Raw genomic sequence first — 12714 nt, 5'->3', positions numbered from 1 at the left:
AAGGGTGACGGTTCAGCGCTTCGGCCAGTACCAGAGGGGCTCGTCCAGCGGGCCTTCGCGGCCCGCGACCTCGGTCTGGCCGAAGTCCTTGACCAGGGTGATCGTCCGCAGGTCGACCCGGTGCCGGCGGGTGCCCGCCGCCAGGGCGTCGGCCAGCGGGGCGGCGTGCGTGACCACCACCGTCTGGGTGTCCCGGGCCACCGTCAGGATCAGGTCCGAGAGCGGGCCCAGCAGATCCGGGTGGAGGCTGGTCTCCGGCTCGTTGAGCACCATCAGGGCGGGCGGGCGCGGGGTCAGCAGGGCCGCCGTCCACAGCAGATAACGCAGCGTCCCGTCGGAGAGTTCCGCCGCGCCCAGCGGGCGCAGCAGCCCGTGTTGGTGGAGCTCCAGCTCGAAGCGGCCGTCCCGCTCCGCGATCGCCACGCGGCTGCCCGGGAAGGCCGCCTCGACGGCGGTGTCCAGGGCCTCGTGGTCACCGGTCTCCCGGATCGTCTGGAGCGCGGCCGGCAGGTCGGAGCCGTCCGCGGCGAGTACGGGCGTACGGGTCCCGACGCGCGGGGTGCGGGCCGGGGCGTCGGAGTCGGTGCGCACGTGGTCGTAGAACCGCCAGGACCGGATCAGCTCGCGCAGGTGCAGGAGGTCGGGTGCCAGTTGGGGGTCCGCGAGCTCGCTGAGCATGGAGTCGTACGGGCGCAGGGCGCCCTGCGTGCGGTGCCAGCCCCCGTCGGCCGTCCGGGTCCGCACGGCGGGCCCCGCCCGGTCCGAGAGGAGCGCGGCCGGACGCAGGACCGGCCCGCTCCAGGTGCACTCCCGCTTGATCTCGGGGTCCAGGGCGAAGAGGGAGCCGCGCACCGGCACCGGGTGGCCGAAGTCCACGGCGTACCCGAACTCGTCCCCGGAGAAGCCGAGCCGCAGGCCCACCGGTTCGGAGCGGACCGTCGGCTGGACGGCGTACCGCCCCTCCCGCACCGCCCGTCCCGTCTTCTCCGGCCCGGCCCACAGCGTGGAGGGCAGCCCGCCCTCCCGGGCCAGCGCGGCGATCGCGCCGCCCCGCGCGGAGTCGGCGAGCAGCCGCAGCGAGCGGTAGAGGCTGGACTTGCCCGTGCCGTTGGCGCCCGTCACCACGGTGAGGCGGCCGAGTTCGACGACCAGCCTGCGCAGCGACCGGTAGTTCTCGACCGCGAGTGTCGTGATCACGCGGTCATGTCTCCGGGTGCTCCTCGGGGGCCAGGAAGCGGCCCATCGGAAGCACCTGGCGGCCCCAGGTGCTCGCCAGGATCTGCCCGGCCAGCAGGTACGTGGCCCCGAGCGCGGCCAGCAGCCCGCTCCAGCCGGTGATCCGGTTCCAGACGACCGACCCGGTGAACCCGCTGACCGTCATTGCGACGAAGACCACCAGCACGCAGGTGAACGTGGACAGCAGCACCAGGTGGATCCGCCAGCTGCCGATCCACAGCACGAACACCACGAACACCCACGGCAGCGTGAACAACCCGCTGACGTCCCCGCGCAGGGCCGGATCGGTGGCGGGCAGCACCCACTGGAGCAGGCAGGCCTTCGCCATCCAGAACAGTCCGAAGCCGCCGAACACGGTCGCGTGCCAGGTGTCGCCGCGCTGCGCCTGGAAGAGCCCGGCCAGCAGCTGGGCGAGCCCGCCGATGAAGAAGCCGACCAGCGGGAGCACCGAGTGGCCCAGCTTCTCGGGGAAGACGCCCGCGTCGATCCCGGTGGCGATGGTCGTGACGACGATGAAGCCGGTGAGGCCGAGCGCGCCCAGCTGTGCCTGCGCGCTCGGCTCCATCCGCTTGACGGAGACGGCCTGTTCGGCCGGGCCCTGCCGGTTGCGCAGGATCGGGTTGTTCATCGGCCGCCGACGTTCGCGGTCGGGCCGGTGACGTCCATGTCATCGGGCCCGTCGGGGAGCCCGCTGCCCACGGCCGGCCCGGCCTTGCCCCTGCGGGACACCGCGCAGACCATGGTGACGGCCGAACCGAGAACCGCCCAGCCGCTCAGCACCAGCAGCGGCCCGGTGATGTCGTTGCCCTTGAAGTACGCGATCGAGCGCGCGGCGTAGGTGCCCGCCCCCGGCGGCAGCCACGGCCCGATGGCCTTCCAGAACGGCGGCAGCAGCGGGTAGGGGTAGGCGCCGCCCGCGCTCGGGTTGCCGAACACGACCACCAGCAGGATCGCCAGGCCGATGCCCACCACTCCCGCCAGCCCCTGGAAGGCCAGCGTGATCGCTCCGACCGCGAAGACCACGAGGGTGCCGAGCCCCCACAGGGCCGGGATACTGCCGGGCAGGGCGCCCAGGACCGGTCCGGCGATGACCGCGCCGAGCAGGCCGGCCGCGAGGGCGTACACGAACAGCGCGCCGAGCCGGATGACGGCGCGGGCGGCGTTCGCGGGCCGGGCGCCGGCGCTGATCGCCAGGATCGCGGCGCACAGGTAGCCGCCCACGCACCAGCCGACGACCAGGTAGAAGGAGCTCAGACCGCGCCCGTCACCGGCCGCGGCCGGAGCCACGTCGACGGTCCTGAAGGCACGGCCCTGGGCCACCTCGACGCGGCCGATCACCTCTTCGAGCGCCTGCGGCAGAGAGGCCCCGGCCCCGCTCGCGACCAGCAGCTTGTCGGTCTTGCCCGTCGGGTCGATGATCAGCGCGCCGTCCACCTCCCGGTCCTTGATCTGCTCGACCGCCGTCGCCTCGTCCTTGACGGCGCGCGGGTCGAGCGGTTTGCCGGGCAGGGCGGCCAGCTGCTTCGCGGACTGCTCCGCGACCGGTGCCACGGGCGCCGACACGGCGATCGGGATCTCGCTGGGTCTGGGGTGGTGGAAGGCCCCGACGTAGGAGGTGATGAAGGCGAGCTGGAGCGCGAGAACGCCGAGGACCAGCAGGGCGGCCCGGACGGTCACCGCGTCCTTGATCTCGGCGAGGAACCCGCCGGACGGCCCCGGATCTGCGTTGGTGGGCTGGGTCATGTCTCACACGCTCGGCGTACCGGCGGCGGCGCGCAGCAGGGGTGGTCCGAACGGATGACGCCCGTCCGGGGGGTCGGCGCGGGACCCGGCTCATCTTTTACCGACGCGTAACTTCCCAGTCTTGCTACTCGCCCGTAATTTAACGGCTGCAGCACCCCTTGTGATCCGGATCACGGGATGAACCCCCACGTAATTCCCGCGCCATCCCCTCGTTACTCCCCTTGAAACGCAAGGAGATCACACGATGCTGCCCTGGAGACGCCTGCTCCGCCCGCTGGCCGTCCTCACCCTGACCACCGCCGCTCTCGTCGCCCCCACCGGCGCGGCCCAGGCCGCCTCGGCGCCGAGCAGCGGCTGGAACAACTGGTCGTGCAAACCGTCCGCCGCCCACCCGCGCCCCGTCGTCCTGGTCCACGGAACCTTCGGGAACTCCGTCGACAACTGGCTCGGCTTCGCCCCGTACCTCGTCCACCGGGGCTACTGCGTTTACTCCCTGGACTACGGGCAACTGCCCGGAGTGCCCCTGTTCAACGGGCTCGGCCCCATCGACAAGTCCGCCGGACAGCTCGACACCTTCGTGGACAAGGTGCTCGCCTCCACCGGAGCGGTCAGGACCGACATCGTCGGCCACTCCCAGGGCGGCATGATGCCGAACTACTACCTGAAGTTCCTGGGCGGAGCCGCCAAGGTCAACGCCCTCGTCGGGATCGCCCCCGACAACCACGGCACCACTCTGGACGGGCTCACCCAGCTCCTCCCGTACTTCCCCGGCGCCGAGAACCTGATCAGCACCGCCACCCCCGGGCTCGCCGACCAGATCGCCGGATCCGCGTTCCAGAAGAAGCTGAACGCCGGCGGGGACACCGTCCCCGGAGTCAAGTACACGGTGATCGCCACCCGCTACGACGAGGTGGTCACCCCGTACCGGAGCCAGTTCCTCGACGGGCCGAACGTCCGCAACGTGCTGCTCCAGGACCTGTGCGTGCTGGACCTGTCGGAGCACGTGGCCATCGCCCTCACCGACCGGATCGCCTGGCACGAGGCGGCCAACGCCCTCGACCCGGCGCACGCCGAACGGACCACCTGCGCGTCGGTCTTCGACTGACGGCGACGGGCGGCCCGTCCGGCGACCGGGTCCGGCGGCTACGGCCGGTGACCACGGCCGGTGACCACGGCCGGTGACCACGGCCGGTGACCACGGCCGGTGGCCTTCCGGCCTAGCGGCCGTGGCGGCCCGGCGTCGCACGGCGGCGGGCCAGCCCGAACAGCACGGCCGCGCCGACTGCCAAGGCGCCTGCCCCGGCGATCGCGATCGCCGGGGTGGAGCTGTCGGCGCCCGTCTCGGCGAGGTTGACCTCGCTCTGCGAGGGGATCGGCGACGGGGAGCCGTTGGAGTTGGTCTTCGGGTCGTTGTCCCCGTGCCCGTTGTGCTCCACCGTGGACTTGCTCGTGCCGTCGGCGATCTGCTGGTCGGTCGGGGCCTTGGCCAGCGGGCAGTCCTCGTCGGTGCCGGGAACCCCGGTGCCGGGCTTGCCGCCGGGGGCGGAGGGCTGGTTCGAGGGCTTGGAACCGGGCTTCGAGCCGGGCTTGCCGCCGGTGGAACCGCCCGTACCGCCGGTGGAGCCGGTGCCGGCGGTGGAGCCGCTGCCACCCGTGGAGCCCGTACCCCCGGTGGAGCCCGTACCGGCGCCGCTCCCGCCGCTGTCCTTGCCGAAGACCACGTCCGAGCAGGAGTAGAAGGCCTCCGGGCTGTCCGAGCGCTGCCAGATGCTGTAGATCAGGTGCCGGCCGGTCTTGTTCGGGACGGTGCCGGAGAACACGTAGTCGCCGCTCTGCATCCCGGGGTCGGAGACCTTCACGAACGGCGCAGGCTCCAGGTCGGACCACTTCAGCGGCTTCGTCGGGTCGTAGCCGTCCTTCGTCACGTACAGCTCGAAGGAGCCCTTGTGCGGGGCGGTCCCCTTGTAGCGGAAGGTGTGGGCGCCCGAAGCCATCGGGCTCGCGGGCCAGTCGGCGCGCGCCAGGTCCAGGCCCTTGTACTTGTCGTTGCCCGCCGAGCACAGCTGCCCGTCCGGGATCAGGGACTTGCTCTTGCCGGCCGCGTTGGCGATGTTCACCGCGTTCCAGTCGTAGAACGCCTGGGCCCCGCTCGCCGCGACCGCCGCCTTGCAGGCCGCCGACTTCGGGGCCTCGGGGCCCTCCGCGTAGCACGCCGCCACCCGGCTGACCGGGTCCGTCATCGAACCGTGGGCGGCCGCGGGCGCGGCGGCGTACGCGGCCACCGCGAGCGGAGCGAGGCCGACGGCGGCGATGCGGGCGGCGGTACGGCGTGCGGACATGGTGGATCTCCTCTGGGGCACGGCAGGGGGCGGCGCGAGTCGTGGATGTGCCAGTGGTCCGAGGCTGTGCGGCGCCGCCCCTCACGGGTGTCCGGCGCCGCCTCCGGCCCTCCCTGGCTCAGCCAAACTAACCGCCCGCACAGACCGTTCGGCGGCCTTCGGCCCCCGGGAGCCGATCCTTAGGGTCCGCTTAAGGAGCCGCTAAGCGGGCCGACAGAAAACCCGTGCACCGGGAACGGATCAGGCCAGGAGCCCGGCGATTCCGGCCGTGGAGCGGGCCTGGGCGTCCAGGGCGTCGAGGGCCCGGACGGCCTCGGCGGCCGCCTCGGGGTCGGTGGCGGCCAGGCCGCTCCCGGCGAACTCGTCCTCGTCCAGGCGCAGTACCTCGCCGCCGTCCGCCGACACCCACAGGTCGAGGTCCAGGTCCTCGACCAGGATCGCGTCGCCCGTCACCACCGCCGGGCGGGTCACGTCGCAGTACCAGCCCTTGAGGACGCCCGCGGCGGTGCGGACCTCCTTGACCGCGTACCAGCGGTCGCGCCAGAAGTGCTCGGTGAACACGTCGCCCGGCTCGAAGCGCACGAACCCGAAGTCCCGTACGCCCTCGGCCGCCCAGGGGGCCCGTACGGTGATCCGCGTGCCGGTGTCGGCCACCGGCTCGGCCGGGTAGCTGATCTTGGTGCGGCCCGCCTTGGTGAGGGTGACGGTCAGCAGGTCGGTCGGCCGGTCGCTCATCGGAGGGGATCCAATCGTTTCGTGAAGCGGGTCTCGGTCGCGCAGACCTCGTACCCGAACCAGGTGTTGACGGCGAGCATCGGGCCGTTGCCGGTGTCGTTGCCCGTGAAGGCCTGCGTGTAGCCGGCCTCGCGGGCCCGCAGCAGCGAGGCGTTCTTCGCGAGCTTGGCCATGCCCAGGCCGCGGAAGCCCCGCAGGGTGCCGGTCATGGCCGAGGAGTAGCGGGTGGCCCCGTCGGTGTGGGCGGCGGTGAAGGCGGCGACCGTACCGTCCACCAGGACGACGGTGGTGAGCTCCCGGTCCAGGCAGGGGTTGTTCCAGGTGTGCCGCAGCCAGTCCTCGTAGTCGTCGAACTCGACCGCCACGTCACCCGGTTCGTCGAGGGAAGCCGCCGCGTCGGCCTCGAAGAGCGGGCGCGGATCGGCGGCGAAGGCCGAGCCGGGGCGCAGTTCGACCCCGGCCGGCAGGTTCCGGGGCAGCGCGGGCAGGGCCGCCGAGGCCAGGTCCAGGCGCAGGAAGTGCGCGGAGCGGGAGGGGTGGTACCCGCGGCGCCCGGCGAAGGCGCGATGGGGCGGCTCGTCGAGCACCCAGGCGTACGAGTCCTTCGCGCCCTCGGCGGCGAGGTGCTCCTCCGCGGCGCGCAGCAGGGCGCTCCCGGCGCCGAGCCCGCGCTGTGCGGGGTCCACGTAGGCGTTGACGAAGCCCTGGCCGGGCTCGGGGCTGTCGTGGACGATGCCGACCTGTGCGGTGCCGACGACCTGCCCGTCGGGGGACTCGGCGACGAGGAGGCGGTAGCGCTTGGCGGGGTGGGCGCAGGCCAGCTCGAAGGCCACCCCGCGGGCCGTACTGATCATGAAGGGCAGGGCCGCGCGGCGCACCCGCACGACGGACTCGGCGTCGGCCGGGTCCTCCGGGCGCAGGTCACGGATGGTTGTGGACATGCTGGTGACCGTACGGCGGCCGAGGGGTGCGCGCCCGCGAATTTCGGGGCCGGCGACCGGGTCGATGGGGGACAATCGGCCGTGTGACCTCGACTTCTCCGCACCTGAAGATCCGCATCGACGGCGCCGCCGGCGCGGCCGCCCCGTACGAGCAGCTGCGCGCCCAGATCGCGGAGGGGGCGCGGGCGGGCCTGCTGCCGGCCGGGTTCAAGCTGCCGACGGTACGCGGCCTCGCGGAGGACCTGGGACTGGCGGCGAACACGGTGGCGAAGGCCTACCGGGCGCTGGAGTCGGACGGGGTCGTCGAGACCCGCGGCCGCAACGGCACCTTCGTCGCGGCGGCGGGCGACGGGGCGGCCCGGGAGGCGGCCACCGCCGCGCAGGCCTATGCGGAGCGGGCGCGGCGGCTGGGGCTGACCTTCGAAGAGGCGACGGCGACGGCGCTGGACGCGCTGCGCGCGCGGTACGGGGCCTGACCCCGGTCAGTCCTTGCGCGGCCGCAGTTGCGCCTGGAGGTGGTGCTGCATGGGCTGTCCCACCGCGGCCATCTCCTGCACGATCGTCAGCCCGCCGTCCTGGAGCGTGTACCGGCGCCTCATGCCGGTCACTTCCTTGGCCCGGGGGGTCAGTCCCACGGTGTCGGTGGCCATCTCGATCTCCGTGCCGGACACCCGGCCGACGTACGTCTCCACGATTCCCGTCGGGTGCGCGAGGGTGACCTCGATCGAGGCGTCCGGCAGGATCCGCCACCAGCCGGTCTCCCGGCCCGCGGGGCGCAGGGCCGTCCCGGACGCGTCGATCAGCCACGCGCGCGACTCGTAGCACAGGAAGGGCCGGCCGTCGTGGCTGAAGGTGATCTCCTGCTCGTACCGGAAGCCGTGCTCCAGGGTCGGGTACTCGCCGCTGCCCCGGCCGTGCCAGCGTCCGATGAGGCCCAGCACCGGCTGGAGCTGCGGGTGCGGCTCCGGGCCCTCGCCGAGGACGTGGCTGTCGGGGAAGGGGTTGTCCTGCGCCGGTTCGAGCACGGTTGAGTTCTCCTGTTCGTGGGTCCCCCGGAAGGGGAGGCGGTCGGTCGACGGGGGTCTCGGGCCGAGGGACGACCTGTGTCCGCGGCCCCATTGTCGTCGCCGCACACCCCGGACCGGCGCGCGCCCCGCGCCGCGGGCACCGGTGGCCTCGCCGCGCGCCTCGCGCAACAGGCCCCTGGTCCCCGAGGGCCGCCCCGGTGGCCGGAGCTACAGGTAGAGCCCCGCCTCGGAGTCGTGGCCCTGGGCCGGGAGCAGGGCCGAGGGGCCCGTCGTCCCGCGGCGCAGCGCGTAGAGCTCCGCCAGCGTCGCGCCCTCACGGGAGACGCCCTCGTCGGTGCCGAGCCAGTCCACCGCCTCGCGGTGCGTCAGGCGGCCGACCTCGATCCGGGCCAGGCAGCGGCCCGGCCGGACCACCGCCGGGTGGAGGCGCTCCAGGTCCTCGTTGGTGGTCACGCCCACCAGTACGTTGCGGCCCTGGCCGAGCAGACCGTCCGTCAGGTTGAGCAGCCTCGACAGCGCCTGCCCGGCGGTGTGCCGGGCCTCGCCGCGGATCAGCTCGTCGCAGTCCTCCAGGAGCAGCAGCCGCCAGCGGCCCTTCGCCGTGCCCTCGTCCTCGCCGATCGCGATGTCCATCAGGTAGCCGACGTCGTTGAACAGCCGCTCCGGGTCCAGTACGCAGTCCACCTGGCACCAGTCCCGCCAGGAGCGCGCCAGGGTGCGCAGGGCAGAGGTCTTGCCCGTGCCCGGCGGACCGTGCAGCAGGAGCAGCCGGCCCGCGATGTCGTCCGGGGTGACCTTCATCAGCCGGTCCATCGCCGAGGCCACCGGGGCGGTGTAGTTGGGCCGCACCTCCGGCCACGTGCCGGCCGCGATCTGCCGGGTCGTGCGGTAGGGGCCGCGGCGCGGGGAGACGTACCAGAACCCCATCGTGACGTTCTCCGGCTGCGGTTCGGGCTCGTCCTGCGCCCCTGCCGTGGCCTCTTCGAGCACCCCGGCGGCGAGCTCCTCGGTGACCGCGGTCACCGTGACGTCGGCGCCCCGGCTCCAGCGGGAGACGAGCATGGTCCACCCCTCGCCCTCGGCGAGCGTGGCGCTGCGGTCGGAGTCGCGCGCGGAGCGCAGCACGGTGGCTTCGGGCGGCAACAGGGTCGCGCCCGCCTTCACCCGCTCGATCGACACGCTGTGCGAGTAGGGCTGCTCGCCGGACGCGAAACGGCCGAGGAACAGCGCGTCGACGACGTCCGACGGGGAGTCGCTGTCATCGACGTTGAGCCGGATCGGCAGCGCGTCTTGAGGGTTGGCTGGCATGGCGACCATGATCCGGCACGAACTGCCCCCGTGCACCCGTGTTTCGCCGGATCGAGTGGCGGAGTTCCCTCTTCAAACGCCATGCGGGTGAAGATTCGGGCCGTATGTCTGCCCCAAATATTCTTGGCATGGACACTCCCAAAAATACCTCGGCTCGTTGTACCACGGACTCAGGAGCAACCCCCCCACAAGGAGCCGCATACATGAGCATGAAGATGCCGCGCTTCGCCGCCCTGGCCTCCGCCCTCTTACTCGCCGCGGGCGCCGCCCTGTTCGGGGCGGGACAGGCCTCCGCCGCCGCCGACTTCGGCTACGTCGCCCTCGGCGACTCGTACTCCTCCGGCGTCGGCGCCGGCAACTACGACAGTTCGAGCGGCGACTGCAAGCGCACCACCCGCGCCTACCCCGCGCTCTGGGCCGCCGCCCACTCCCCGCAGACCTTCTCCTTCACCGCATGCTCGGGTGCCCGTACCGGTGACGTGCTGAACAACCAGCTCGGACCGCTGAACTCCGGCACCGACCTGGTCAGCATCACCATCGGCGGCAACGACGCCGGATTCTCCGACGTCATGACGACCTGTGTGCTCCAGTCGGAGTCCACCTGCGTCAGCCGGGTCAACCAGGCCAAGGCCTACGTCGACTCCACCCTCCCCGGCCAGCTCGACCAGGTCTACAACGCCATCCACAGCCGATCCCCGGGCGCCCACGTGGTCGTCCTCGGCTATCCCCGGTTCTACAAGCTCAACGGCAACTGCGTGTCCGGACTGACCGAGGGCGAGCGCTCGGCCATCAACGGCGCGTCCGACTACCTCAACGCCGCCATCGCCAAGCGCGCCGCGAACCACGGCTTCACCTTCGCCTCGGTCGCCGGAGCCTTCACCGGCCACGAGATCTGCTCCGGCAACGAGTGGCTGCACAGCCTCAACTGGCTGAACATCGGCGAGTCGTACCACCCCACGGCCGCCGGACAGTCCAGCGGCTACCTGCCCGTCTTCGCCGGCGCCGCCTGACGGGCCGGGCGTCACGGGCTGAGCGTCGGACCCGGATTCGGTGACGGGGGGCTGCTCGGCCCGGAGGTTCCAGGGGAGGAGGTCCCGCTGGTCGGGGTCTCCTCCTCGCACGTCACCGAGAACTCCAGCCAGGCGGACGCCGCCCCCGGAGCGGTCGCCCCCGGGGTCCGGATCTCCAGCCGCGCGGCGTCCCGGTAGGCCGTGCCCTCCTGGTGCGTCAGCTCCGTGTGGTCCAGGCGCATGCTCGCCGGGCCGCCCGCCGGGAAGGTGACGGACTGCCAGCCGGGACCGGTGGTCTCCCCGCTCCGCGTGGCCCAGCGGTACTCCAGCACCGCCGGGGTGCGGTCCACCGAGACGGTGGCGGTGAAGGAGGGTGCACCGGTGGCGGGCGGCGGGCAGGTGCCGCGGTAGGTGTCCCGGACCGCCTGGACGGCGGAGAGGGTGAAGTTCGGCGCGGGACCGGCCGAGGCGGACCCGGAGGCGGAGGGGCTCGGCGTCGCGCTCGGCGAAGGGCTCGGAGAGGGGGTCGGGGATGGCGAACCGCTCTGCGTGGCGGTCGGCGCCCCTGTCGCTCCGCCCGAGTCGCCACCAATGTCCCGGCGGTCCTTCAGCAGCAGCCAGCCCAGCATGGCCAGCGCCACCAGCATCAGCACGATCCCGCCGGTCAGGACCAGGCCGGCCCGCCCCTGCCGGGTCGGCGGCCGGCCCGAGCTCCCGGGCATCGGCGCGGGCATCGGCCCCGGCATCGGCGCCGGCATCGGCGGGGTGTGGGGGCCGTACCGGTGCTGTGCGACGGAGGTGGGGAAGTCCGGTCCCGTCCGGCCCGGCACCGGTCCCGCGGCCGGACCCGACACCGGCCCGCCGGAGGCCCGTAGGACGGTCCCGCCCGCGCCGATGATCCGCAGCATCCGGGCCGCCTCCGCCGCGGGCAGCCGCCCGGCGGGATCCTTGACCAGGAGCCCCTCCAGTACGGGCGTCAGCGCCCCGGCCACCCGCGGCGGCGGGAACTCCTCGTCCGCCACGGCCCGCAGCGTGGCCAGCGGGGAGTCCCTGCGGAACGGCGAGACCCCCTCGACGGCGGTGTACAGCATCACCCCGAGCGACCACAGATCCGACTCCGGACCGGGCTCCCGCCCCAACGCCCGCTCCGGCGCCAGGAATTCGGGGGACCCGACCACCTCGCCCGTCATGGTGATGGCGCTGGATCCCTCCAGGCTCGCGATCCCGAAGTCCCCGAGCACCACCCGGCCGTCGTTGGCGATCAGCACGTTGCCCGGCTTCACGTCCCGGTGCAGCACCCCGGCCTCGTGCGCGGAGCGCAGCGCGGCCAGCACCTGTTCGCCGATGTGCGCGGTCCGCTGCGGGGTGAGCGGCCCGTCCGCCTCCAGCACCTCCGCGAGCGAGAGGCCCCGTACGATCTCCATCACGATCCAGGGCCGGCCGTCCTCGGTGGCCACGTCGTAGACCGTGACGACCCCGCGGTGCGAGACGCGGGCCGCGGCCCAGGCCTCCCGTTCCAGGCGCCGGTACATCCGGCTCACCTCGGCGGGGTCCATTCCGGCCGGCGCCCGCACCTCCTTGACGGCGACTTCGCGGCCCAACACCTCGTCCCGGGCCCGCCACACCATCCCCATGCCGCCGCGCCCGAGCGGGCCCAGCAGGCGGTACCGGCCGGCGATGACGCGCTCGGCGCCCACGTCGCCGTCGCCCGCACCCCCGACGTTCCCGCTCCCGTTGCTCCCGCCCTCGTTCGACGCGGACTCAGTCACCGCAAGCCTCATTCACGCGCGTCCACAGATGCGTTACCGGACGATCACTCCAAGTTAGCGCAGTGGGCGCGGTGCGGCCCCTGTCGCGGCAGGAGTCGGCACTCTGTGCGGAGAGTGACAGTCGACTCCGCTGAGTAGTCGTCAACTCCCGGTCACCGCAGGGGCAATTCACACCACCGGGATACCCGCGCGCGACGTAGGGGCGGTAGGGTTACCCTGCCCGGTGGGCCGGGTGCCCTCGTACGGGTGGGGAGAGACATGGAACAGATAGCAATGCGCAGCAGGCCGCCTCGCGTGCCTGCCATCACTTGCGGAAGCGGTGCGACCAGCTCGCGCCTCGACCGCCACCTTGCCGTGCTGGGCGGTCCCGCCGTCCCGCACCGGGAGGCTGCCGAGGCGACGCTGCTCATGCGCGAGCTCACCTCGCGCGACCACACGCACCGGCTGCGGAGCCGTAGCGCGCGCGTTTCGCTCTTCGCGCCGCTGAGGCGGCTGCGTCGCACGCTCTTCGGCAGCCGCCGTTCGTAACCGTCCGTATGGTCCGCACCGTCCGCGCCGCCGGCGTGCCCGTCCCGGCGGCGACACCGCTCCGTCCCCGGCCTGAT

13 protein-coding genes are annotated in these 12714 nt (G+C 73.1%); 4 read left to right on the top strand and 9 right to left on the bottom strand.

Annotation, left to right across the window (positions count from 1 at the left end):
* Positions 1 to 12 precede the first annotated feature (12 nt).
* From AC3IYJ_RS09025 to AC3IYJ_RS09015, 3 genes are read right to left on the bottom strand one after another with little or no spacing between them, the layout of a single operon-like run.
* Positions 13 to 1197 carry an AAA family ATPase gene (locus tag AC3IYJ_RS09025; RefSeq protein ID WP_489400797.1) on the bottom strand — a complete coding sequence of 395 codons (1185 nt, stop codon included), beginning with the start codon at positions 1195 to 1197 and terminating at the stop codon, positions 13 to 15.
* A gap of 4 nt (positions 1198 to 1201) precedes the next feature.
* Positions 1202 to 1864 carry an acetate uptake transporter gene (locus tag AC3IYJ_RS09020; RefSeq protein WP_489400796.1) on the bottom strand — a complete coding sequence of 221 codons (663 nt, stop codon included), beginning with the start codon at positions 1862 to 1864 and terminating at the stop codon, positions 1202 to 1204.
* Positions 1861 to 2979, bottom strand: coding sequence for an ABC-2 transporter permease (locus tag AC3IYJ_RS09015; protein ID WP_489400795.1), 1119 nt, complete (start codon positions 2977 to 2979; stop codon positions 1861 to 1863). Before AC3IYJ_RS09015 ends, AC3IYJ_RS09020 begins: the two co-directional genes overlap by 4 nt.
* Before the next feature lie 244 nt (positions 2980 to 3223).
* Here AC3IYJ_RS09015 and AC3IYJ_RS09010 point away from each other — a divergent pair, with 244 nt between their 5' ends.
* Positions 3224 to 4084: an esterase/lipase family protein gene (locus tag AC3IYJ_RS09010; protein WP_489400794.1), complete on the top strand. Its 861-nt coding sequence runs from the start codon at positions 3224 to 3226 to the stop codon at positions 4082 to 4084.
* Positions 4085 to 4196: 112 nt separating this feature from the next.
* Here AC3IYJ_RS09010 and AC3IYJ_RS09005 read toward each other — a convergent pair whose 3' ends face one another.
* The 3 genes from AC3IYJ_RS09005 to AC3IYJ_RS08995 form a co-directional block, all read right to left on the bottom strand.
* Positions 4197 to 5318 carry a lytic polysaccharide monooxygenase auxiliary activity family 9 protein gene (locus tag AC3IYJ_RS09005; RefSeq protein ID WP_489400793.1) on the bottom strand — a complete coding sequence of 374 codons (1122 nt, stop codon included), beginning with the start codon at positions 5316 to 5318 and terminating at the stop codon, positions 4197 to 4199.
* A 240-nt stretch (positions 5319 to 5558) separates the two neighbouring features.
* Positions 5559 to 6053: a ribonuclease FAU-1 family protein gene (locus AC3IYJ_RS09000; RefSeq protein ID WP_489400792.1), complete on the bottom strand. Its 495-nt coding sequence runs from the start codon at positions 6051 to 6053 to the stop codon at positions 5559 to 5561.
* On the bottom strand, positions 6050 to 6994 hold the full coding sequence (locus AC3IYJ_RS08995) for a GNAT family N-acetyltransferase (RefSeq protein ID WP_489400791.1): 945 nt from the start codon (positions 6992 to 6994) through the stop codon (positions 6050 to 6052). The genes AC3IYJ_RS09000 and AC3IYJ_RS08995 overlap by 4 nt, the downstream gene beginning before the upstream one ends.
* An 83-nt stretch (positions 6995 to 7077) precedes the next feature.
* On the opposite strand from AC3IYJ_RS08995, the gene AC3IYJ_RS08990 reads away from it, so the two are divergent.
* On the top strand, positions 7078 to 7470 hold the full coding sequence (locus AC3IYJ_RS08990) for a GntR family transcriptional regulator (protein WP_489400790.1): 393 nt from the start codon (positions 7078 to 7080) through the stop codon (positions 7468 to 7470).
* Positions 7471 to 7476: 6 nt separating this feature from the next.
* Here AC3IYJ_RS08990 and AC3IYJ_RS08985 read toward each other — a convergent pair whose 3' ends face one another.
* Together AC3IYJ_RS08985 and AC3IYJ_RS08980 are read right to left on the bottom strand one after the other, a co-directional pair.
* Positions 7477 to 8019 (bottom strand): heme-binding beta-barrel domain-containing protein, encoded by a 543-nt coding sequence (locus AC3IYJ_RS08985; protein WP_489400789.1) that lies wholly within the window; start codon positions 8017 to 8019, stop codon positions 7477 to 7479.
* Between the two features lie 210 nt (positions 8020 to 8229).
* Positions 8230 to 9330 (bottom strand): DUF5925 domain-containing protein, encoded by a 1101-nt coding sequence (locus tag AC3IYJ_RS08980; RefSeq protein WP_489400788.1) that lies wholly within the window; start codon positions 9328 to 9330, stop codon positions 8230 to 8232.
* A 209-nt stretch (positions 9331 to 9539) separates the two neighbouring features.
* Here AC3IYJ_RS08980 and AC3IYJ_RS08975 point away from each other — a divergent pair, with 209 nt between their 5' ends.
* Positions 9540 to 10340, top strand: a complete 801-nt coding sequence (locus AC3IYJ_RS08975) for an SGNH/GDSL hydrolase family protein (protein ID WP_489402748.1) — start codon at positions 9540 to 9542, stop codon at positions 10338 to 10340.
* 11 nt (positions 10341 to 10351) lie between these two features.
* Here the strand turns inward: AC3IYJ_RS08975 and AC3IYJ_RS08970 are convergent, their stop codons facing one another.
* On the bottom strand, positions 10352 to 12109 hold the full coding sequence (locus AC3IYJ_RS08970; protein ID WP_489400787.1) for a serine/threonine-protein kinase: 1758 nt from the start codon (positions 12107 to 12109) through the stop codon (positions 10352 to 10354).
* 258 nt (positions 12110 to 12367) lie between these two features.
* On the opposite strand from AC3IYJ_RS08970, the gene AC3IYJ_RS08965 reads away from it, so the two are divergent.
* Positions 12368 to 12637: a hypothetical protein gene (locus AC3IYJ_RS08965; protein ID WP_266876723.1), complete on the top strand. Its 270-nt coding sequence runs from the start codon at positions 12368 to 12370 to the stop codon at positions 12635 to 12637.
* Positions 12638 to 12714 lie beyond the last annotated feature (77 nt).

This window comes from Streptomyces sp. GL_140 (assembly GCF_057834465.1).
Note: the sequence above shows the minus strand (reverse complement) of the source record. Positions and strands in the feature narration are given on the sequence as shown.